Source organism: Enterobacter sp. BNK-13 (assembly GCF_048685015.1).
Taxonomy (GTDB): domain Bacteria; phylum Pseudomonadota; class Gammaproteobacteria; order Enterobacterales; family Enterobacteriaceae; genus Enterobacter; species Enterobacter quasiroggenkampii.
In genome coordinates this window covers 1,997,056-2,016,184 of sequence record NZ_JBLQTP010000001.1, presented here as the reverse complement: position 1 = coordinate 2,016,184, position 19,129 = coordinate 1,997,056, and the positions used below count along the sequence as shown (strand labels likewise).

General features: G+C 57.3%; 17 protein-coding genes. 13 read left to right on the top strand and 4 right to left on the bottom strand.

Annotation, left to right across the window (positions count from 1 at the left end; genetic code table 11):
* Positions 1 to 8 precede the first annotated feature (8 nt).
* From treZ to glgX, 3 genes are read left to right on the top strand one after another with little or no spacing between them, the layout of a single operon-like run.
* Positions 9 to 1,796 carry a malto-oligosyltrehalose trehalohydrolase gene (gene treZ / locus ACMGGQ_RS09795; RefSeq protein WP_420289943.1) on the top strand — a complete coding sequence of 596 codons (1,788 nt, stop codon included), beginning with the start codon at positions 9 to 11 and terminating at the stop codon, positions 1,794 to 1,796.
* Entirely contained in the window at positions 1,793 to 4,261 is a 2,469-nt protein-coding gene (gene treY, locus ACMGGQ_RS09790; protein ID WP_420289942.1) for a malto-oligosyltrehalose synthase, read from the top strand. Before treZ ends, treY begins: the two co-directional genes overlap by 4 nt.
* 15 nt (positions 4,262 to 4,276) lie before the next feature.
* Positions 4,277 to 6,352, top strand: a complete 2,076-nt coding sequence (gene glgX, locus ACMGGQ_RS09785; protein WP_420289941.1) for a glycogen debranching protein GlgX — start codon at positions 4,277 to 4,279, stop codon at positions 6,350 to 6,352.
* On the opposite strand, the gene ACMGGQ_RS09780 is transcribed toward glgX, so the two are convergent.
* Complete coding sequence (locus ACMGGQ_RS09780; protein WP_024908533.1) at positions 6,353 to 6,898, bottom strand: winged helix DNA-binding protein; 546 nt, start codon at positions 6,896 to 6,898, stop codon at positions 6,353 to 6,355.
* Between the two features lie 200 nt (positions 6,899 to 7,098).
* Between ACMGGQ_RS09780 and ACMGGQ_RS09775 the strand changes: the two genes are divergently transcribed.
* The 6 genes from ACMGGQ_RS09775 to ACMGGQ_RS09750 all read left to right on the top strand — a co-directional run bounded on the left by ACMGGQ_RS09775 (position 7,099) and on the right by ACMGGQ_RS09750 (position 11,356).
* The gene (locus ACMGGQ_RS09775; protein WP_048030431.1) at positions 7,099 to 7,821 is read left to right on the top strand and encodes a DUF969 domain-containing protein; all 723 of its coding nucleotides are present in this window, start codon (positions 7,099 to 7,101) and stop codon (positions 7,819 to 7,821) included.
* Positions 7,818 to 8,804 (top strand): DUF979 domain-containing protein, encoded by a 987-nt coding sequence (locus tag ACMGGQ_RS09770; RefSeq protein WP_048030433.1) that lies wholly within the window; start codon positions 7,818 to 7,820, stop codon positions 8,802 to 8,804. The genes ACMGGQ_RS09775 and ACMGGQ_RS09770 overlap by 4 nt, the downstream gene beginning before the upstream one ends.
* 9 nt (positions 8,805 to 8,813) lie before the next feature.
* Complete coding sequence (locus tag ACMGGQ_RS09765) at positions 8,814 to 9,809, top strand: DUF2891 domain-containing protein (protein WP_420289940.1); 996 nt, start codon at positions 8,814 to 8,816, stop codon at positions 9,807 to 9,809.
* 235 nt (positions 9,810 to 10,044) lie between these two features.
* Positions 10,045 to 10,437: a polymorphic toxin type 44 domain-containing protein gene (locus tag ACMGGQ_RS09760; protein WP_032623152.1), complete on the top strand. Its 393-nt coding sequence runs from the start codon at positions 10,045 to 10,047 to the stop codon at positions 10,435 to 10,437.
* The gene (locus ACMGGQ_RS09755; protein WP_420289939.1) at positions 10,415 to 10,849 is read left to right on the top strand and encodes a hypothetical protein; all 435 of its coding nucleotides are present in this window, start codon (positions 10,415 to 10,417) and stop codon (positions 10,847 to 10,849) included. The genes ACMGGQ_RS09760 and ACMGGQ_RS09755 overlap by 23 nt, the downstream gene beginning before the upstream one ends.
* Before the next feature lie 21 nt (positions 10,850 to 10,870).
* The gene (locus tag ACMGGQ_RS09750) at positions 10,871 to 11,356 is read left to right on the top strand and encodes an Hcp family type VI secretion system effector (RefSeq protein ID WP_420289938.1); all 486 of its coding nucleotides are present in this window, start codon (positions 10,871 to 10,873) and stop codon (positions 11,354 to 11,356) included.
* 38 nt (positions 11,357 to 11,394) lie between these two features.
* On the opposite strand, the gene ACMGGQ_RS09745 is transcribed toward ACMGGQ_RS09750, so the two are convergent.
* Positions 11,395 to 12,798: an MFS transporter gene (locus ACMGGQ_RS09745; RefSeq protein WP_420289937.1), complete on the bottom strand. Its 1,404-nt coding sequence runs from the start codon at positions 12,796 to 12,798 to the stop codon at positions 11,395 to 11,397.
* Between the two features lie 117 nt (positions 12,799 to 12,915).
* Between ACMGGQ_RS09745 and ACMGGQ_RS09740 the strand changes: the two genes are divergently transcribed.
* Positions 12,916 to 13,821, top strand: a complete 906-nt coding sequence (locus ACMGGQ_RS09740) for a LysR family transcriptional regulator (protein ID WP_420289936.1) — start codon at positions 12,916 to 12,918, stop codon at positions 13,819 to 13,821.
* A gap of 3 nt (positions 13,822 to 13,824) precedes the next feature.
* Here the strand turns inward: ACMGGQ_RS09740 and ACMGGQ_RS09735 are convergent, their stop codons facing one another.
* Complete coding sequence (locus tag ACMGGQ_RS09735; RefSeq protein ID WP_235401730.1) at positions 13,825 to 15,279, bottom strand: Cu(+)/Ag(+) sensor histidine kinase; 1,455 nt, start codon at positions 15,277 to 15,279, stop codon at positions 13,825 to 13,827.
* On the bottom strand, positions 15,269 to 15,952 hold the full coding sequence (locus tag ACMGGQ_RS09730; RefSeq protein WP_045910575.1) for a copper/silver response regulator transcription factor: 684 nt from the start codon (positions 15,950 to 15,952) through the stop codon (positions 15,269 to 15,271). The genes ACMGGQ_RS09735 and ACMGGQ_RS09730 overlap by 11 nt, the downstream gene beginning before the upstream one ends.
* A 162-nt stretch (positions 15,953 to 16,114) precedes the next feature.
* Here ACMGGQ_RS09730 and ACMGGQ_RS09725 point away from each other — a divergent pair, with 162 nt between their 5' ends.
* The 3 genes from ACMGGQ_RS09725 to ACMGGQ_RS09715 are packed head-to-tail and all read left to right on the top strand — an operon-like array spanning position 16,115 to position 19,127.
* On the top strand, positions 16,115 to 17,500 hold the full coding sequence (locus tag ACMGGQ_RS09725; protein WP_334761565.1) for an efflux transporter outer membrane subunit: 1,386 nt from the start codon (positions 16,115 to 16,117) through the stop codon (positions 17,498 to 17,500).
* Between the two features lie 23 nt (positions 17,501 to 17,523).
* Positions 17,524 to 17,865: a cation efflux system protein CusF gene (cusF, locus tag ACMGGQ_RS09720; RefSeq protein ID WP_045910573.1), complete on the top strand. Its 342-nt coding sequence runs from the start codon at positions 17,524 to 17,526 to the stop codon at positions 17,863 to 17,865.
* Positions 17,866 to 17,876: 11 nt separating this feature from the next.
* Positions 17,877 to 19,127, top strand: a complete 1,251-nt coding sequence (locus tag ACMGGQ_RS09715) for an efflux RND transporter periplasmic adaptor subunit (protein WP_420289935.1) — start codon at positions 17,877 to 17,879, stop codon at positions 19,125 to 19,127.
* The last annotated feature ends 2 nt before the right edge of the window (positions 19,128 to 19,129 follow it).

The window sequence follows — 19,129 nt, the reverse complement described above, 5'->3', positions numbered from 1 at the left end:
GACAATGAATGGAATTCAGGACATTTCAAAAGCAGTGGGGTGCTGAGTTTATTTCCGATGACGTTGTACGTTTTCGCGTCTGGGCAGAAGGACAGAAAGAACTTACGCTACGTCTTGCCGCCACCGATGTGCCGATGACGGCAACAGGCGGCGGCTGGTTCCAGGCAGACGTCCCTGGCGTCACGCACGGTGCAGAATATCAGTTTGTTCTTCAGGACGGCATGGCGGTGCCTGATCCCGCCTCGCGGGCGCAAAAGGGCGACGTTAACGGCCCCTCGGTAGTGATCGATCCCCGACGTTACCAGCCGGTCAACCGCGACTGGGCAGGGCGGCCGTGGGAAGAGACGATCATTTACGAACTGCACATCGGCACCTTTACCCCGGAGGGCACCTTCCGGGCGGCCATCGACAAGCTGCCGTATCTGGCGGAGCTCGGGATTACCCAGCTTGAAGTGATGCCCGTCTCTCAGTTTGGCGGTTCCCGCGGCTGGGGGTACGACGGCGTGCTGCTGTATGCCCCTCACTCTGCCTACGGTACGCCGGAGGATTTCCACGCGTTTATTGATGCCGCGCACGGGCTGGGGCTTTCCGTGGTGCTGGATATCGTGCTTAACCACTTCGGCCCGGAGGGGAACTATCTGCCTTTGCTGTCGCCCGCGTTTTTCGATGCTCAGCGGATGACGCCGTGGGGTAACGGCATCGCCTACGAGCGCGAGCCGGTGAGACAGTACATGACCGACGCGCCGCTCTTCTGGCTGACGGAATACCGGCTGGACGGCCTGCGGTTTGATGCCATCGACCAGATTAAAGACGGCTCGGATACGCATATTCTCGAGGAGATTGCCGCAAAAATTCGCGAGGCCATTCCGCACCGTCACGTTCACCTGACCACGGAAGACAGCCGCAACGTGATTTTCCTGCATCCGCGCGATGAACAGGGCAACGCGCCGTTGTTTACCGGCGAGTGGAACGATGACTTCCACAACGCCGCCCACGTATTTGCCACCGGTGAGACGCACGCCTACTACCAGGATTTTGCCTTTGAGCCGGAGAAAAAGTTCGCCCGGGCGCTGGCGGAAGGGTTTGTCTACCAGGGCGAGGTGTCTCTGCAAACCGGAGAATCTCGCGGGGTGGAGTGTCGCACGCAGCCGCCGCAGTTCTTCGTCGATTTTATTCAAAACCACGATCAGACCGGCAATCGCGCCCAGGGCGAGCGGCTTATCTCCCTCGCGGGTGCCGACAAGACGCGGGTGCTGCTTGCCGCGCTGCTGCTCTCCCCCCATATCCCGCTGCTGTTTATGGGCGAGGAGTTTGGGGAAACGCATCCGTTCCTGTTCTTCACCGACTTTCACGGCGAACTGGCAAAGGCGGTGCGGGAAGGGCGCGCGAAAGAGTTTACTGGCCATGCCGGGCACGATGAAACCGTCCCGGACCCGAACGACGTGAACACGTTTATCCGCTCAAAGCTCGACTGGCATAAAGTCGCCACCGACGAGGGCAAGACGTGGCTGCGCTATACGCGCCATCTGCTGACGCTGCGCCATCGCTATATCGTTCCGCTTCTGCATCCGGGCGGCGCCGTTGAGGGCCATGTGCTCAAGACCGCGCCCGGCATGGTGGCGGTATGCTGGCGCTTTCCGTCGGGGACGCTCTCACTGGCGCTTAATATCGGCATTAAGCCTGTCGCGCTGCCCGCTCTGGCGGGGGAGACGCGTTTTGCCTCGCCGGAGGTCACTGACGTTTTACCCCCGAACGGTATTGTCGTTCGCTTTGCTGATGGAGAAGCATCGTTATGATCCCTTCCGCCACGTACCGAATTCAGTTCCGTAACGGCATGACCTTCGACCGCGTTGTGGCGCTGGTGCCGTATATGAAGGATCTCGGCATCAGCCACCTTTACGCGTCGCCCGTGTTCACTGCCACGACGGAGTCTACCCACGGCTATGACGTGACCAACCCGAATGAAATCGACCCCGCCATCGGCGGGCGAGACGGGTTTGACCGTATGGCCGCCGCGCTTAAGCAGGCCGGTATGGGGTTGATTCTGGACATTGTCCCGAACCACATGTCGACCTCGCTGGAAAACCTCTGGTGGCGGGACGTGATTGAATATGGCCAGCAGAGCCGCTATTTCCGCTACTTCGATATCGACGGGTCGCGACCACTTACGCTGCCGTTTCTTGGCGACACCTTTGAGGCGGAGCTGGAGAAGGGAGCTATCACGCTAAAACGTGACCCTGTCACGAAAAAGGCCGCGCTGGTCTACTACGACGCGGAGTATCCGCTCAACCCCGGCACGTACAGCGAGGAGAAGAGCATTGCCGAGCTGCACAACGCGCAAAGCTGGCGGCTGATGTCCTGGCGGGAGGCGCCGAAGCAGCTCTCGTGGCGGCGCTTCTTTGAGATCACCGGGCTGGTCGGCGTTCGGGTTGAAGATGATGCGGTCTTCGACGACACGCACCGGCTGATCCTTGAGCTGGTCCACGCGGGCGTGGTGGATGGTCTGCGCATTGACCATGTCGACGGCCTGGCGGATCCGCTGGGCTATCTGCAGCGCCTGCGGCAGGCCACCGGGCCCGACTGCTACATTACGGTCGAAAAGATTCTCGCCAAAGGGGAACAGCTCCCCGCTGACTGGCCGGTATCCGGTACCACCGGCTACGAGTTTATCGCCTCGCTGGCGGAAGTGCTGGTCGACGACGATAGCCTGGGGCGTCTTGAGAAAATCCACGACGAGACGCTGGGCATCACGGTCGATCGCCACGCGGAACTGCGGGATGCCAAAGGCCTGATGACCGATCGTAATTTTGAGGGTGAATTCACCACGCTGCTAAACCTTGCTGCCGATCTGGCACGCCGCAATGAGGTTGCGCTGCCACGCGAGGAAATCCGCCACGCGCTGCGCGAACTGCTTATTGCGTTTCCGGTCTACCGCACCTATGGCACCCGGGAAGGATTAACCCCGCCGGACGTGGTGCTGCTCAACCGCGTGGTTGCCAGCGTGGAGACGTCGGAAGCCGCGCTCAGCCTGATCGTGCGCATTCTTACCGGCGACCTGCCGGAAGATTGCCGCGAGAGCGCCGCGCTGTTCAGGACCCGCTTCCAGCAGCTTACCGGGCCGCTGATGGCGAAATCCGTTGAAGACACGCTTTTCTTTCGCCACAACCTCGAGCTTGCGCTCAATGAAGTCGGTGCCGACCCGACCCCGCGCGCGTTTTCCTTATCCCGCTTTCACCAGGAGATGCGCATTCGTCTGGCACGTCAGCCCGACGCGCTGCTGGGCACCTCCACGCACGATACCAAGCGCGGGGAAGATGCCCGGGCGCGCCTTTACACCCTGACGGAAGCCCCGGAACGCTGGGGGGAAAATCTGGCCCGCTGGCGGCAGATGAACCAGACCCAGGTGCGTTTTCTCAATGACGGTACCGCGCCGAACGCCGCCGATACGTGGATGATCTACCAGGCGCTGGCGGGCGTCTGGCCCGCCACGCTGACACCGGACGACGCTGACGGGCTGGCATCACTGGAAGCACGTTTTCTCGGCTTCCTCGAAAAAGCGCTGCGCGAGGCGAAACAGCGCACCGACTGGATTGACAGTAACGAGAGCTATGAGAGCGTGGTGTTGAGCTACGCGCGGCATCTGCTTTCACCGGACAACAGCCTGTTTCTGCACGATTTCAGCGAGGCGATGCAGCCCTTTATCCGCGCCGGGCTGATGAACAGCCTCAGCCAGACGGTGATCAAGCTGACGGCGCCCGGCGTGCCGGATATCTATCAGGGCAGCGAGGCGCTTAACTTCAGCCTTGTCGACCCGGATAACCGACGCGAGCCGGACTTTCCGGCCCTGGTGCAGAGCCTCAGCGCGGCGGATGCCGGGGTGTTTGACAACCCGGCATGCTGGCGGGACGGCAGGGTGAAGCAGTTTGTTACCGCCACGCTGCTGCGGCTTCGACCGCACTACGACGCGCTTTTCCGCTACGGCGACTGGCTGCCGCTTAAGGTCAGCGGCGATCGCGAGGAGAACCTGATTGTCTATGCGCGTGTTAAGGACGACGAGGCGCTGATTGTCGCCGTGCCGCGTCTGGTTTTTGACGTCACCGATAATCATCAGTTGTGGGTCAATACCACGGTCGCGTTACCCGACGAACTGGCCGGGAAGCGCTATCGGGATCTGTTCAGCGGCGAAAGCCGCATGCTGCAAGAAACGCTGGCGTTAACGCCAGAAAAGGGATGTGTACTGGTTCTGCTTACCTGCGAATAATCGTGGAGAACGAAAATGGCAAAGGATACAACGTTTGAAATTCGGGCCGGTCATGGTCAGCAGTTGGGGGCGAATTATGACGGGAAGGGCGTTAACTTCGCGCTGTTCTCCGCTCACGCTGAACGGGTGGAGCTCTGTCTGTTTGACCCGTCCGGGAAAACGGAAATCGCCCGGCTGGAGCTGCCCGAGTATACCCATGAGGTCTGGCACGGCTATGTGCCTGACCTGAAGCCGGGGACACTGTATGGCTATCGCGTCTACGGCCCCTACGACCCGGAAAACGGTCATCGCTTTAACCCGCATAAGCTGCTTATCGACCCCTACGCCCGCGAACTGGTGGGTGACATCGACTGGAACGATGCCCATTTCGGCTATGAGCTGGGGCATGACGAGCTGGATTTGAGCTTTGACACGCGGGACAGCGCGCCGTTTACGCCGAAAGGCAGGGTCATCGACCCGAACGCCTTTGACTGGCAGGACAACAACCGGCCGAACGTGCCCTGGCCGCATACCGTTGTCTATGAGAGCCACGTGAAAGGCTTTACCCAGATGAACCCGGCCATACCACCCGAGCTACGCGGCACGTTTGAAGGCATGGGGCATAAAGCCTCGGTCGACTATATCAAAAGCCTGGGCATTACCTCGGTGGAGCTGCTGCCGGTTCACTGGTTCCCGGATGACCAGCACCTGCTCGACCGGGGCCTGAAGAACTTCTGGGGCTATAACACGCTGGGCTTTTTTGCTCCGGCGTCGCGCTACTACGGCCCGGCAGGGATCCAGGGCTTTCGCGATATGGTGCGCGCCTATCATGACGCGGGCATCGAGGTCATTCTTGACGTGGTGTACAACCACACGGCGGAAGGGAACGAGCTTGGCCCGACGCTCTCGTTTAAGGGGATTGATAACTACAGCTATTACCGCACGCTCCCGGACCAGCACCGGTACTACATCAACGACACCGGGACGGGAAACACGGTCAACACCTCGCATCCGCGCGTGCTGCAGATGGTGATGGATTCCCTGCGCTACTGGGCGGAATCGATGCACATTGACGGTTTTCGTTTCGACCTCGGGACGATCCTGGGCCGCGAGCCCGAAGGGTTTGACCCGCGCGGCGGTTTTTTTGACGCCATGACTCAGGATCCGGTCTTATCCCGACTGAAGCTGATTGGTGAACCCTGGGATATCGGTCCCGGCGGCTATCAGGTGGGCGGATTCCCGCCAGGCTGGGGGGAGTGGAACGACAAATACCGCGACACCGTTCGCGAGTACTGGAAGGGGGACAACGTCTCCACGGACTTTGCCGCGCGTCTGCTCGGTTCCGGCGATCTGTACGATCTGCGCGGACGCCGGCCGTGGGCCAGCGTCAATTTCATCACCGCCCATGACGGCTTTACGCTGAATGACCTGGTATCGTACAACGAAAAGCACAATGCCGACAACGGTGAGGACAATAACGACGGGCATAACGATAACCGCTCGTACAACTACGGCGAGGAAGGGCCAACCGAGAATCCGGATATTATTGCTACCCGCGAACGGCAGAAACGTAATTTCCTGACCACGCTGCTCTTCTCCCACGGCACGCCGATGCTGCTGGCGGGGGACGAGTTTGGCCGTACGCAGAAGGGGAATAACAACGGGTACTGCCAGGACAGTGAGATCTCGTGGATCGACTGGAAGGGGCTGTCAGAAAATGACGCTGCGCTGCGCGAGTTTACCCGTCGTCTCATTGCCCTTCGCGCGCAACAGCCGCTGCTGCGCCGTGAAAGCTGGCGCGACGGGCTGGAGATCCGCTGGTTCAATGCCGGAGGTGGTCCACAGCAGGCCGAGCAGTGGGATGAAGGCTCAACGCTCGGGGTCTCCATCAGCAGGCCGGATCTTCAGCATGAGGACGGCATCTGGCACGACGTGCTGATGCTGTTCAACCCGTTTGAAGGCACCGTGCCGTTCCAGATCCCGCAATTTGGCGAAGGGGGATGGGTGCTGGAGCTGTCTACGGCGGATGACGCTGCCACCGGGACAGCGATCACCGAAACCATTGAGTACGCACTGGCCGGGCGCAGCATTACGCTGTTCCGGCGTCCTTAGTTACAGTGACGCCGCCGCCCTTGCGGCGGTGTCATACAGGGAGGAGATCGTGCGTAACAGCTGCGCGGTCTCGCCAATCGACTTCCCGGCAATGCCGCTCTCCGCGTGGATCGCAATCAGACACGCTTCCCGCACGTCCCGGTATTTCATGCACAGCGCTTTCCCTTCCTCCGTGGTAGAGAAAAAAAGCTCTTTACCCGCTTTCTCGCTCGTCACGTAGCCTGCTTTGACCAGCTTTTTCAGGGCATAGGTCACCACGTGGGTATCTTCCACGTTGAGGACGAAGCAGATATCGGCCAGCTTTTTCTTGCGGTCGCGGTGGTTCACGTGATGCAGCAGCGAAACGTCAAAGGCGCCCATATCGGGCTCGCCGGCAGCCGTCATGCAGCGCACCATCCATTTGTTGAACGCGTTGCTGGTCATGATCAGCGCATATTCCAGCTCTGATAACTCCGCGCAGCGCTCGGATACCAGGTGGCGGGAAGAGACGATCCGGCCATCGTTGATATCGTCGCGATCGGGTGAAGCACTCTTTTCTGAGGTCATAACGTTCCTTAGCCAGAAATGTAAACTCATCGATAAAATAAGAACATTTTATTGATAATTTGTTTACATGTTTTTGAGGTTCAGATATAGCTTTTTAGCGCAGGTTTTGCGAAGCCTGCCAACAAAACACAACATCGCTCGCCGCAAATTAAAAAAATAGCCGTCGGCGCGCAACGCTCACTTTCGATAGGGTAAACGTTATGGACGGTACTACGCTGTTGCCGCTGATCGGGATACCGATCGTGGTTATTGGTTTTGCACTGCGCTTCAACCCGCTGCTGGTGGTCGTGGTGGCGGGGCTGGCGACGGGTCTGCTGGTCGGTATGGATTTCGGCATGCTGCTGGAGACCTTTGGCGAGAAGTTCGTCAATAGCCGATCGCTGGCCACCTTCATCCTGATCCTGCCGGTGATTGGTCTGCTGGAATATTACGGGCTTAAAGAGCGCGCCCAGGCCTGGGTGGCGAAGATCGCCAGCGCCACCTCAGCGCGTATTCTGATGCTCTATTTTGTCGCGCGGGAAGGCACCGCCGCGCTGGGCCTGATGTCGCTGGGCGGTCACGCGCAGACGGTGCGCCCGCTGCTGGCGCCGATGGCCGAAGGGGCGGCGCTGAACGAATATGGCGAGCTGCCGCAGCACATTCGCGACAAAATCAAAGCCCATGCCGCCGCGTGTGACAACATCGCGGTTTTCTTTGGGGAAGATATCTTTATTGCCTTTGGGGCGGTGCTGCTGATCGACGCGTTCCTGAAAGAGAATGGTATTCAGGGCATTGAACCGCTGCATATCGGCCTGTGGGCCATTCCCACCGCCATTGCGGCATTGATTATTCATATGACGCGCCTGCTGCGCCTCGATGCAAGTATCCGTCGCGACGTGATGGCCTGGCGTGCAGAGCAGGATACGCAGGAGGCCGCGCAATGATGACGCTTATCACCATTAACCGCGTGTACTACCTGATTGGCTTTGTCGTGATGCTGCTGGTTGTGATGACCCTGCGCGATCGCGCCAATCCGAAGCGCTTTACCACCGCGCTGTTCTGGTTCTTGTTTGGCGGGATCTTCCTGTTTGGCGATCTGATGGTTCAGGAACTCGGCAAATCGCTGGCGTACCGGATTATCGGCGGCGGCGTTATCGCCATCGCGCTGCTGGCGGGGTTTGGCCTCGTCGGGAAAGGGCACTATAAAATGTCCACCGAGGAGGAGCGCGTCGCGTCGTCAAACCGGCTTAAAAACTGGCTGTTCCTGCCCGCGCTGATGATCCCGGTGGTGACGGTGCTGGGCACGTTATTCCTGAAGGGCGTTTCGATCGGCGGCGTGTTTCTGCTCGATCAGAAGCAGCTCACCCTGGCGGCGCTGTGCGTGGCCTGCGTCGCGGCGATCCTCACCGGCTGGTGGCTGACCAAAGGCACACCGCTGCATGCCGTTCGTCAGTCCCGTCGTCTTGTTGATACCATCGGCTGGGCGGTGATCCTGCCGCAGATGCTGGCCATGCTCGGCGGCGTGTTCGTGGTGGCCAACACGGGCGACTCGGTACAGAAGGTGGTGAGCCTGTTTGTGAACCCGGACAGCCGCTTTATGCTGGTGGTGATTTACTGCGTGGGTATGGCGCTGTTTACCATGATTATGGGTAATGCCTTTGCGGCCTTCCCGGTGTTAAGTGCCGGTATCGCCTTGCCGTTTCTGATCAACGTGCATCACGGCAACCCTGCGCCGCTGCTGGCGATTGGCATGTATGCAGGCTACTGCGGCACGCTGATGACGCCGATGGCCGCGAACTTCAATATCGTTCCCGCCGCGCTGCTGGAGCTGAAAGACAAATATCAGGTGATCAAGATCCAGATCCCGACCGCGTTAACCCTGCTGGTGGTGAACGTGTTCTTAATGTATTTCCTCGTGTTTCGCTAAGGAGCTGTCATGGAATTAACGCAACATCAGGCCGACGCGTTTGCCCGCATGCCTTTGACCTATTTGCGCCAGGAATACCCGAACCACATCATGCACCTGCTTAATGATGATGGTGACGTTCTGCCGCCTCGTGAACTGCATCCCATTTTCTACGGCTGTTTTGACTGGCACTCGGCGGTGCACGGTTACTGGCTGCTGCTGCGCTGCGTGCGCCTCTATCCAGAATTACCGTGCCGGGACGCGATCGTCGCGCTTTTTGACGAGCACATGACCGAAGAGAACGTGGCGAAGGAGCTGGCCTATTTTACCGCGCCGTTCCGCGCCTCGTTTGAGCGACCGTATGGCTACGGCTGGCTGCTGGCGCTGGCCCAGGAGCTGAAGCAGTCGACGCTGCCGCAGGCCGCGGGCTGGTACCAGACGCTGGCGCCGCTCACCCAGGATATTCGCAACCGGCTGGTGGATTACCTCGGTAAGCTCACCTATCCGATCCGCGTTGGGACGCACTACAACACCGCGTTTGCCCTCGCGCTGGCGCTCGATTACGGTCGCGCAGCCGGAGACAAGGCGCTTGAACAGGCGATTGTGGCAGCGGCGGAGCGGTTTTATCTCGCCGACACGCGCTATCCGGCTCATTATGAGCCCGGCGGAGACGAGTATATTTCCGGCGCGCTGACGGAGGCGCTGCTGATGAGCAAGGTAACTGAAGACTTCCCGGCCTGGTTTGACGCGTTTCTGCCGGAGGTGGGCGCCGTTACGGCACTGATGAACCCGGCGGAAGTGAGCGATCGTACCGACCCGAAAATTGCCCATCTGGACGGATTAAACCTCAGCCGCGCGTGGTGTATGAAGCACATTGCGAAAGCGCTTCCTGCCAGCCACCCGGCGCAACCGGCATTGCGCGAGGCGGTGACGAAACATCTTGCCGCAAGTGTCGGGCATGTGGTCGGCAGCCACTATAGCGGCGGGCACTGGCTGGCGAGCTTTGCGCTACTGGCGCTGGAGTAAACAAACGCGCCGTCTTTCTTGCCGGGTGGCGCTGCGCTTACCCGGCCTACATTGTGCAACGCTTGCCTGTAGGCCTAGCCGGGCGCAGCCTACATTTCTTTGATTTTTAATGCGATTAATACCTTAGTCGGATATTTTCCCGTCATTTCTCTGGAAACAGATATCTTTTTTACCATCGCAAAAGTGTACGATACGCGGCCACATACCCAATACCCACAGTGGATGGATGGTTAATATGGCTGTTATACCTTTGTTGCCTAAAGAAGGAATCGCACTTGTGTTGGCAAACATGAGGATTGCAAGGGCGCATGGTATGAGTAGAAACATGGCTATCCCTACGACCTATCTTTGGTTTTATCAAAAAGTAAGAAATAAGGGGCCGTGGGATTACAAGCAAGGACACCCGGAGTTAGCAAATTTTGGGAACTTCAATTATGGTTCGGCTGGCTATGCTGCCGGGATACCATCAGAAACGCTATTGATGGGTGCTGGATGGGCGCAGGAAAGAGCTAAAACCTCCAAAAAGAAATGGGGGCACTGGTATCAAAAACCGCCTTATGGGGATGATCCTCACGATCAGTTTTGGATAAGGCAAGGTATAGAATATGCAAAGAAATACGGTTATTAAACGGCTTCATTGCTTACTCACAACGATTCTATTGCTCGTTGTTTGTGGGTTTCTGACATATCAATACTATTTTAACGCACCTTCTCACGATAGTTTTGTCAGCAAACAGAAACTCTCTGATTCCGTCACACTGTACATAACTAAGTATGATGATGGAGGCGCTACGGTGTCGGATGTTTACCGCTTCTATTTAGATAAAGACAACAGCGGGAACATTATGAAAGCCCTTGAAGATCGATCACCATTCCTTGAAGCCAATACAAGAAATGTTACTGCTTCAGCTTATGGGAACACGGTAAATGTAAAAATCACCGGCAAGGTTTATTCATTCACTAATTCTGATCTGTTCTATGCAGATGGTGTAGCGATCATGCCTGTAATTAACCTCATAGCCAATGGAATAAGAGATTAAGTAACATAAGGAGTTATAGAAATGGCTGTACCAGTACACCTCTTTTTGAAAGATGATGGCGGAGCAATGATCTGTGGCGGTTCTGATGTTGCAGACCGTGAAGGAAGTATAGAGCTCAGAGATCTGATTCATAACCTGAGCATTCCAACAGATGATGCAACGGGTAAACTCACAGGTACAAGGCAACACTCTGCTTTCAGTCTAACAAAAGCAATTGATTCATCTTCACCCTATCTATACAAAGCTGTGGCTACAGGTCAAACGCTTCATAGTGCTGAATTAAAGTTTTACCACATCAATGATGCTGGTCAGGAAGTGGAATACTTCAATATCCTTATGGAAGGGGTGAAGGTCATTTCAATAACTCCAATAATGCATGATACAAGAGATTGTCCCGGTACTGGTCACATGGAAAATGTATCTTTGCGATATGCAAAAATCACATGGAAAATTCTGGACGGAAATATTCAGTTCACTGATGCGTGGAACGAACGCCCTGCAGCGTAGGCGTAAAAACGAGTAGCGCCGAGAGGCGCTGCAACAATTTACGCGGATGCCCGAACCGCAGGGCGCAGCCTGCTCAGGCTAAATATCACCGAACCCGTCGAGGCGATGACGGCTAGCCACAGTGCAACCTGGATAGCATGTTGATGGTCCCATCCTGCCGCTGCCCCCAGCAGAACCCCCACCACGGCGGCGCCGAGACACTGGCCGAATGTCCTCACAATCGACAACACGCCGGAAGCATAGCTGGCATATTCCCGCGCTACGTTAGCGAGCATTTCCCGGTTATTGGGGCTCTGGAAGCAGCCAAATCCAATACCGCATACCAGACTGCGCAGACAGATATTCCACACGGAAGGATTTTCCGGCAACGTGGCCAGCAGGAGCAACCCACCGACAAAGACGATAAGCCCGAGGGTCGAGATCAGCGGCGCGGAGATCGTATCCGCCCAGCGACCCGCGTGCGGCGCGATCAGCACGATGCCAATCGGCCACGGGGTAAACAGCAGCGCCGACACCACCGGGCTGTAGCCATACACGCTCTGAAACAGGAACGGCAGCGCGACAAACGTGATCCCCTGGCTCACAAACGAGGCCAGCGAGGTCAGCGCGGCGAGGGTGAAGCGCCCGTTTTTGAACATCACCGGCGGCAGTAACGGATGTTGCGCGCGCCGGATACGCCAGGTAAAGGCGAAGGCGCTGACCAGCGCGAGAACGCCCCAGCAGACGGCCTGCCGGTTAATGTGCTCCGTCACGTGCTGAAGGCTGTCGGCCATCATGATCGCCGAACCTAACAGGACGGCGGAGAGCATGGCGCCCGGCGCGTCAAAGGGAGTGCGGTCAACGGCCGATTCCCGCGGCAAGGCCCGCCATGCCAGCAGCAGGGCGATGCTGCCCGGAATAAGGTTAATGGCGAACAGCCATTGCCAGCTCAGAGCGTCCAGTATTGTTCCGCCGAGCACCGGGGCTATCGCCGTGCTGGAGGCGATAAGCAGGGCGTGCAGCCCCAGAATACGGCCCAGCAGTCGGCCCGGAAAAACGGACCGCAGGATCGCCGGGGCGATGCTCAGGGTCGCCGCGCCGCCGATGCCCTGCAGAATTCGCATCCCGGTTAACATTTCCGGCGTTGTTGCCAGCGCGCAGCCCAGCGAAGTGAGCGTAAAGGTGGCAAGCCCGGCCAGAAAGATTGGGCGATAGCCCACGCGGGCCGCCAGCGCCGCGAAGATGGCCAACGTCATCGCCGCTGACAGCAGATAACCGTTGGCGAACCAGACCGCAACGTTCGCGGGGACCTGCATCGCGCTTGCCATGGAGGGGAGCGCGATGTTGATCATGGTACCGTCAAAAACACCCATCAGCGTGGTGGTCATAACGGCGGCCATCACCCTGGCGCGTTCATGTCCGGGTAAACCTTCATCGCCGGGCTGGTTTGAAAAGAGCGTCATCGTCGTTACTCCGAATAAGAATCGTGATGACGAAACTATAATCATGCGGTATACAGGGCGGAAGACGCAGCATTTGCACTTAATCATTGCACGTAACGCCATATCTGAGGAGCCATCGTGTCCGATCCTGATTTTAACCTTCTGGTTGCGCTCGACGTTTTGCTGGCAGAAGCCAGCGTGGCGGGCGCGGCGCGACGTTTGAACCTGAGCACCTCCGCCATGAGCCGCACCCTGAGCCGGCTGCGGGAGGTGACCGGCGATCCGATCCTGGTGCGGGCCGGTCGTCACATGGTGCTGACGCCCTGGGCCGAAGCCACCCGGGACCGCGCCAGAAGCGCCGTGCACGAGGCGAGGGCGGTGCTGCAGCCCTCCACCGACGCGCTGAAGGTGGAAAACCTCGAACGGCTGTTCACCATCCGGGCCAACGACGGTTTTGTGGTGGCGTTTGGGCCTCTGCTTATTGCTGCGGTGGCGAGCGTCGCGCCCGGGGTGTGCATCCGCTTCTCACCGAAACCGGAAAAAACGTCGCGCTACTTGCGAGAGGGGCTTGTCGATCTGGAGATCGGCGTGCAGGGCAACATGGGGCCTGAAATACGGCTGCAAAGGCTTTTCCAGGATCGGTTTGTTGGCACGGTGCGCAAGGGGCATCCGCTGTCAGAGCAGCCGGAGGTCAGCCTGAGTGACTATGTCGCCTGGGGGCATGTGGTGGCCTCGCCGGACGGATCGCTGCACGGGTTTGTCGATGAGGCGCTGGCGGAGCGCGGGATGAAGCGCAAGGTCGCCAGCGTGGTGCCCGGTTTTCCGACGGCGTTATCCGTGGCGCTGGCCTCCGATCTGATTGCCATGGTGCCGGCGTTATACCTGCTCAATCAGGCGATGACCGAGCGCGTGCACGTTTTTGAACTGCCCTTTAAGACCCGCACTATTACGGTATCCCAGATGTGGCATCCGCGCATGGAACGGGACCCGGTGCATCGCTGGCTCAGGGAAAAGGTCCTTGAAGTGTGCCGCGCGGTTTGCTGACGTTCAGAGCACTTTCCCCGGCACGGTGAGGATGAAGCGCGTCGACACCGCATCCGATTCCACGCGGACTTTTCCGTGGTGTGCGGTGACGATGGACTTCACGATGGCAAGCCCAATGCCGCTGCCTTCGCCTTTACGCTGCCTGGACGGATCGACGCGATAAAAACGGTCAAACAGCTTCGGCAGATGCGCCTGCGGGATCGGCGTGCCGGGGTTTTCTGTCACCAGCTCAACGTCGTTATCCTGTTTTCGCAGTGAGACCGTCACCGTTTTGCCCGCTGGCGTATAGCGCAGGGCGTTAGATAACAGATTATTGATGGCCCTTCTGAACATCTGCGGATCGCCTTCTATCAGGCAGGGCATCCCGTTGAATGTCAGCGCGATGTGGCGTTCTTCCGCCCAGGCTTCGAAGAAATCAAACACCTTCATGACCTCGGCGCTTAAATCAAACATCACCCGATCCGGGATGAGCTGATTATTATCGGCCTGTGCCAGAAACAGCATGTCGCTGACCATGCGGGTCATCCGGTTGTACTCTTCAAGGCTGGAGTACAACACATCCTCCAGCTCCTTCGGAGAACGGTTCTGACTCAGCGCGATTTCGGTTTGCGTCACCAGGTTGGTGATAGGGGTTCTGATTTCGTGCGCGATATCGGCGGAAAAGTTAGCCTGACGGGTAAAGACATCTTCGATCTTCTCGATCATCTGGTTGAAGGAGATGACCAGCTGTTCCAGCTCAACGGGGACGCGGGACGGCTCCAGTCGGGCATCCAGGTTTTCGGAGGTGATGTTTTTAATGGCGTTGCTGACGTTACGCAGGGGCAAATGTCCCTGACGAACCGCGATGCGGATGACAAGAATAATCAGCAGACTGATAACCGCGGCAATCGCCAGAAGGTTTTTTTTCAGCGCCTCAAGATAGTGGAGATGAAAATTAATGGAGAGCCCGATCAGCATGACGTAGTCCTGGGTTTTGCCCTGCAGCGTCGCCGTGCCTGAGGAGGCGATAATCCGGTACGTTTCCATTTTCATGTCGGACCCGGCATGCATGGGGTTGGCCGGGTCTTCTACCGTCCAGAGAAACACATCCTGTGCACGACGGTGTTCGCTAAAGTCCGCCGTCTTCATTGCCGGGCGCAATGCCGCCCCTTGCGTCGAGCTGAACAGGGTATTGCCCTGTGGATCCAGAAGCAGGACGGCCACGTTGCGGTAACTGGCGATCGACTCTTTGATCTTACTGATTTTCTTTTGGTCGGGATCTACCGGTGAGTGCAGTATGCGGTGCATCGCGGTGCTGATCTGCTGAAGGTCGCTGATATCCTGCTCGGCAAAGTGCTTCTCAACGGAGTGCAGCATGAACCAGGTAAAGGCGAAGAAGGCCAGTATGGTGGAGAGGCTGATAAAAAAGGTCAGCCGCAGCGCAAGAGAGAACGGGCGTCGGAGGGGCTTAACGCGCATCCGGTACCTCCAGCATATAGCCCACGCCGCGCACCGTCTGGATCAACTTCGGTTCAAAGTCGTTATCGATCTTTGCGCGCAGCCGCTTTACCGCCACGTCAATCGCGTTCGTGTCGCTGTCAAAGTTCATGTCCCATACCTGGGAGGCAATCAGAGAGCGGGGCAGCACTTCCCCCTGATGGCGCATGAAAAACTCCAGCAGGCTGAACTCCTTGCTGGTGAGCACAATCCGACTTCCGGCCCGGCTGACCTTTCTCGACACGAGGTCAACCGTCAGGTCTGCTACCTGAAGCTGGCTTTCTGCGATCACCGTATTTCCGCGTCTTAACAGCGTCCTTACCCGGGCGAGCAGCTCGGCAAAGGCGAACGGCTTGATCAGATAATCATCTGCGCCCAGCTCAAGCCCTTTAACACGGTGTTCAATCGTACCGAGAGCCGTCAGAAGCAGTATGGGCATCCCTTTGCCGGCAGAGCGGAGCATGCGGACAATATCCCAGCCGTTCACATCGGGCAGCATGATGTCGAGAATCAGCAGATCGTATTCAGCGGTCATGGCGAGATGGTAACCGTTCAGGCCATTATCAGCGTGGTCCACGACAAACCCCGCTTCAGTGAGTCCCTTGCTGAGGTACTCACCGGTTTTCATTTCGTCTTCAACGATCAGTATTTTCATCTTGCTCCCCTGACTGGCTGCTGATGACATTCTATGGCGCCCGCCACCGTTCACAATGACTTACGTTAAAAATGACAACATTGTCATTATCCCGTCACCCGTCAAACAGGAAGCATTCAGTAGAGTAGCCCTAAAAATACTCTGGACTTCATTTGAACCGTTATGTTCCTGATAAAACGACTTAGCATCAGTACGGTATTTATCCTGGCAGGCTGCGTCTCGCTGGCTCCCGACTATCAGCGCCCGGCGTCACCGGTCCCCCAGCAGTTTTCGCTTTCACGCAACGGCCTGACGCCCGCGGTGGCGGGGTATCAGGACACCGGCTGGCGCACCTTTTTTGTCGATCCGCAGGTAGCCGGGTTGATTACGGAAGCCCTGAACAATAATCGCGATATAAAAATGGCCGTCCTGAAGGTTGAAGAGGCGCGGGCGCAGTTCAACGTGACGGAGGCGGGGCGTTATCCGCAGCTGAATGGATCCGCGGGTATCACGTACAGTGGAGGACTGAAAAGTGACAAACCGACTTCGCAGCAGTACGACGCGGGTCTTGCGCTCAGTTACGAACTCGACTTTTTCGGCAGGCTGAAGAACATGAGTGAGGCTGATCGACAGAACTATTATGCCCAGGAAGAGGCCCGTCGCGCCGTGCATATCCTGCTCGTCTCTAACGTGTCGCAGAGCTATTTCAACCAGCAGCTGGCGTATAAACAGCTGCGTATCGCGCGGGAAACGCTGGAAAATTACCGGCAGTCTTATGCATTCGTTGAGCAACAGCTGGTGACGGGCAGTACGAACGTACTCGCGCTGGAACAGGCCCGGGGACAGATCGAAAGCACACAGGCAGAGATTGCCAAACGTGAGGGGGAGCTGGCGCAGGCCAATCATGCCCTGCAGCTGCTCCTCGGGACGTACCGTGCGCTGCCGGGCGACAGTGGAATGAACGCCAGCGATATTGCGCCGGTAAAACTCCCGCCTCATCTTTCCTCAGAGATACTGCTGCAGCGCCCGGATATTATGGAGGCGGAGTATCAGCTTAACGCGGCCGATGCGAATATCGGCGCCGCGCGTGCCGCCTTTTTCCCGTCGATTTCCCTGACCAGCGGGCTTTCCACAGGCAGCACGGAATTATCCAGCCTCTTCACCGCGGGCAGTGGGATGTGGAATTTTATCCCTAAAATCGAAATTCCCATTTTCAATGCGGGCAGGAATAAGGCCAACCTGAAACTGGCTGAAATTCGTCAGCAGCAGTCGGTCGTGAATTACGAACAAAAAATACAGGCCGCCTTCAAACAGGTCGCCGATGCGCTCGCGCTGCGGGACAGCATTAACCAGCAAATTGACGCTCAGCGTCGTTATCTTGATTCGCTCCAGATTACGCTCCAGCGTGCCAGAGGATTATATGCCAGTGGTGCGGTCAGTTATATCAACGTGCTGGACGCGGAACGTTCTCTTTTCTCAACCCGCCAGACCCTTCTCGGCCTTATTTATGCCCGACAGGTTAATGAAATAACGCTCTTCACCGCCCTGGGCGGCGGTTGGGTCGAATAACTGTACTTAAAGAGGAAACTAAAATGCGTAATTCACTTAAAGCCGTGGTATTCGGTGCAATCGCCGTGACGTTTTCTGCCGGCCTTCAGGCTGAGGTTCATCAGCACGAGGCGATGAGCGCCGCCCGTGAAGGGGCCGCTGAGCAGGTTATTACGGGGACCGGTATCGTGAAAGACATTGATCTCACAAATAAAAAAGTCACGATTTCTCATGAGGCCATCCCGGCGATTGGCTGGCCCGCGATGACTATGCGTTTCACCTTTATTGAGGCCGATGAGAGCATCAACGCCTTAAAGGTCGGCAGTCACGTTGATTTTTCATTTGTTCAGCAGGGCAATATCTCTTTACTAAAGAGCATTAAATAGCGAGAAACGGCATGGCCTCATTAAAAATAAAATACGCTGCCATGATAGTCAGCAGCCTTATTGCCGGAGGGCTGATATCCGTGACGGCATGGCAGACACTCTATTCATCTGAAAAAACAGCAAATAGCGTTGCGGAAAGAAAGGTCCTTTTCTGGTATGACCCGATGAAGCCTGACGTGAAATTCGACAAGCCCGGTAAATCACCGTTTATGGATATGGATCTGGTCCCGAAATATGCGGACGAAAATGACGATAAAAGCGGTGGCGGTATCCGTATCGATCCGACGCAGGTCCAGAATTTAGGATTAAAAACGCAAAAAGTGACGCGCGGAACGCTGAATTATGCCCAGACGATCCCGGCCAACGTCAGCTATAACGACTATCAGTTTGTCATTGTGCAGGCGCGCGCGGAAGGGTTCGTTGAGAAAGTCTACCCGCTGACGATCGGCGATAAGGTGAAGAAAGGCACGCCGCTGATTGATATTACCATTCCGGACTGGGTCGAAGCGCAGAGCGAGTTCCTGCTGCTCTCCGGCACCGGTGGAACGCCCACGCAGATTAAAGGGGTTCTGGAACGGCTTAGGCTGGCGGGTATGCCGGATGAGGATATTCAGCGGCTGCGTGCGACCCGCACTATCCAGACCCGGTTTACCATCAGGGCGCCCATCGACGGGGTGATTACGGGATTTGACCTGCGCACCGGGATGAATATTTCGAAAGATAAGGTCGTGGCGCAAATTCAGGGGATGGATCCGGTCTGGATCGGCGCGGCGGTCCCAGAATCGATTGCGTATCTGCTGAAAGATACCTCGCAGTTTGCTATTTCGGTACCGGCCTGGCCGGATAAATCCTTCCCGGTTGAAAAGTGGAGTCTTCTGCCGAGTGTGGATCAAACCACCCGTACGCTGCAGGTGCGCCTGCAGGTCTCCAACAAGGATGAGCTGCTGAAACCGGGCATGAATGCCTACCTGAAGCTGAATACCCAAAGTCAGGAAATGCTGCTGATTCCGTCTCAGGCCGTTATCGATACCGGCAAAGAGCAGCGCGTTATTACCGTTGACGCTAACGGGAATTTTGTACCGAAAAGGATCCACGTTCTGCATGAATCTCAGCAGCAGTCCGGCATTGGTAGCGGGCTGGAAGAGGGGGAGTCAGTCGTCGTCAGCGGTCTGTTCCTGATTGACTCGGAGGCCAATATTACCGGTGCGCTGGAGCGCATGCGCCACGCTGAAACCCCTGACGACGCCCATTCTGGCCATTAAGG